The sequence below is a fragment of the Corallococcus sp. AB018 genome, from assembly GCF_003986945.1.
Lineage (GTDB): Bacteria > Myxococcota > Myxococcia > Myxococcales > Myxococcaceae > Corallococcus > Corallococcus exiguus.
Genome location: NZ_RAWR01000030.1, coordinates 1 through 2,633, shown reverse-complemented (window position 1 = coordinate 2,633; position 2,633 = coordinate 1). Strand labels below are relative to the sequence as shown.

At 69.2% G+C, this 2,633-nt stretch carries 3 protein-coding genes; 2 read left to right on the top strand and 1 reads right to left on the bottom strand.

Features of this window, described 5'->3' with window-relative positions:
- The first annotated feature begins 283 nt into the window (after positions 1–283).
- The gene (locus D7Y11_RS09005; protein WP_126933489.1) at positions 284–757 is read left to right on the top strand and encodes a GNAT family N-acetyltransferase; all 474 of its coding nucleotides are present in this window, start codon (positions 284–286) and stop codon (positions 755–757) included.
- A 4-nt stretch (positions 758–761) separates the two neighbouring features.
- On the opposite strand, the gene D7Y11_RS09000 is transcribed toward D7Y11_RS09005, so the two are convergent.
- Positions 762–1,778: an oxidoreductase gene (locus D7Y11_RS09000; protein ID WP_233596862.1), complete on the bottom strand. Its 1,017-nt coding sequence runs from the start codon at positions 1,776–1,778 to the stop codon at positions 762–764.
- Between the two features lie 551 nt (positions 1,779–2,329).
- Here D7Y11_RS09000 and D7Y11_RS08995 point away from each other — a divergent pair.
- Positions 2,330–2,633: FadR/GntR family transcriptional regulator (locus D7Y11_RS08995; RefSeq protein WP_148139198.1), on the top strand; the 304-nt coding region annotated here is incomplete at its 3' end.

Here is a 2,633-nt window from a genome sequence, read left to right as displayed (position 1 = left end):
GGGCCAGAGACTCCTTGGGAGGGGGGCTTGCGAACGCTCGGGAAGGAGATGTGACGGGTTCCCGGACTCGCGAGCGCGCGGGATAGTAGACAGGCACTCCGACACGGTCGCAGCGATTTGGTCGTGAGGGCCTGGCTGTCAGCCCGCTCGGGAGCGAGGCCATGCGGGCGCTGGAGACCGAGCGGGAACTCCGCTACACGCCCGGTCTCTGGTGACATGTTTCAGCGGTGTTTCACCGTGGTGGTGAAACGCCCGCGCCTGCCGTTTCCACTAGACTTCGGGAATGCCCGAGCCCTTCCGGATCCGCGAAGCAGTGCCCGCCGACGCCGAGCGGATCACCCAGGTGGTGCGCGACGCCTTCGAGGAATACCGCGGCCGCCTGGATCCGCCCTCCAGCGCGCACGACAAGACGGAGGCCGTGGTGCGGCGCGAGTTGTCGGACGGCGGCGGTTTCGTCGCGGAGGCGGACGGCATCTTCTTCGGCTGCGTGTTCTTCCACCCGAAGGTGGACCACGTGTACCTGGACCGGCTCGCGGTGCTGCCATCACACCGGGGCCAGGGCATGTCGCTGCGCCTCATGGACGCAGTGGAGTCCCGAGCGCGCGCGTTGGGCCAGACGCGCGTGCGGCTGTCGGTGCGGCTCGCGCTCACGTCGCACCATGCGTGGTACGCGCGCCAGGGCTACGTCTTCCATTCCCATGGAACGCACGCGGGCTACGCGTCGCCCACGTTCCTGGTGTTGGAGAAGACGCTCTGATTCTTCAGTCGCGAGGAGGCAGCGGAATGCGGCGGCCTTCGAGGTCGCTCTGGATCGCGGCCTGGATGACACGCACTGTCTCGCTCGCGCTCAGCGCCGTCACGGGCACGGGCGCGCCGTGGAGGATGGCGGCGCCGAGCTGCTGGTAGAACTGGCCATACGCACCAGGGACAGTGGCGACGGTTTCCCCCGAGGCCAGCAACCGGCCGTGGCGCTCCGCGGGTTCGCGGCCAAAGTCCGGATGGCCGGGACGCAGGCCCGCTTCGAGCTGTCCCTCCTGCGGATCCAGCGCATGCTTCACGTACGCATCCCGGTCGCCCTGCAACACGAAGCGGGGCCACGGCGCGTGCACCACGGAACCGGAGTGCAGCAGTACGCGCAGCGAGCCGTAACGCAGCACCAGGTGGAACCAATCCGTGCCCTTCGCGCCCGGACGTTGCCGGCCCAGGTCCGCGGCCACCGACTCTGGCAGGCCGAAGAGCTGCACTGCCTGGTCGATGAGGTGCGAGCCCAGGTCCCAAAGCGTCCCGCCGCCGGGCACGTCCTGCTCCTTCCATCGATCCTTCACCTGGGGCCGGAAGCGGTCGAAGTGGCTCTCCAGGCTATAGAGCGTCCCCAGCCGTCCCTGCTCCAGCAACTGGCGCACGGTGAGGAAGTCGCCGTCCCAGCGCCGGTTGTGGAACACGGTGAGGCAAAGCCCGCGCTCCTTCGCGAGCGCGTCCAGCCGCATCGCCTCGTCCGCGTCCAGAGCGAAGGGCTTCTCCACCACCACATGCTTGCCCGAGCGAAGCGCCTGTCCCGCGAGCGACGCATGCGAGTCATTGGGTGTGCACACGACGATCACGTCCAGGTCTGGATCCGCCAGCAGCGACTCCACGGTGCCGGTGCGGACACCTGGCCAGTCGCGGGCCACGGCGTCAGCGCGGCTGGACGCCACGGCAGCCAGGGTGAACGCGGGCTCCGCGGCGATGAGGGGTCCATGGAAGCGCGAGCCGGACAGGCCATAGCCAAGGAGGCCCACCCGCAACGGGGAGCCAGGGACGCAAGCGGAGGTCATGGACCGCGAGGGTAGCGGGAAGTGGTCACCATGCGGACAGACGTAAGTGCCTGGCCCTGCCGCCTTCCCGACACCGGAGCACGCAGCAGGGCCCAAGAAGAGCGTCGCCCCATGCCGCAACCCGAAGTGGTGGGCCAGAACGAGCTGCGTTTCGGCGCGCAGCCGCGGGCCGCGATGTCGTGGGGGGCGGACACCAGGCCAGGGGCAGAGGCGTCCGCCCGGGCCCGGTTGCCTCAAAACCTGTCCGACAGTCGGACAAGTTTCCGCAGCATGGGCCCCAGGCCGCGCCGGCCCGTCAGTGGGCACAACGTCATGCGCGCACGGATGCCAATGTGGTGCACGCACAGGGTCGCCCGCCCGGGGCCGGTTGCCTCAAAACCTGTCCGACAGTCGGACAGGTTTTCGCCCCATGCGGCCCGGGGGCGCGCTGGCCCGCAATCGACGCGGACCGTTGGGCTCGCGCATCCATGTCAGACCCCTGTGGTTGGATGGCGATGCTGGGACGAGGAAGGGGAATGGGGATGGAACGGCGAGGACTCGTGGCCTATGTGGAGGCGCAAATCGAGCGCGATATCGCGCTGGGGCGGCTGCACCCGAGCGGACAATTCGGCTCCGAAGCGAAGCTGGCGCGCCGCTATGAGGTGTGTCGGGGCACCATCCGTGAGGCGCTGCGGCGGCTGGCGGCGCGAGGCCTGGTGGTGCAGCGCCCCGGACGCAAGACGCGCGCGGTGGCGTTGGATGAGTCACTGACGCTGGAGAATCTGGGGCTGGCGCTGCATGACGCGAGCAACCCGGATGCCCGGTGGCTTCTGGAGGGCT

Bases quoted from the DNA above. Each gene is read 5' to 3' on its own strand.
- D7Y11_RS09005 (WP_126933489.1), top strand. From the start codon at position 284: ATGCCCGAGCCCTTCCGGATCCGCGAAGCAGTGCCCGCCGACGCCGAG.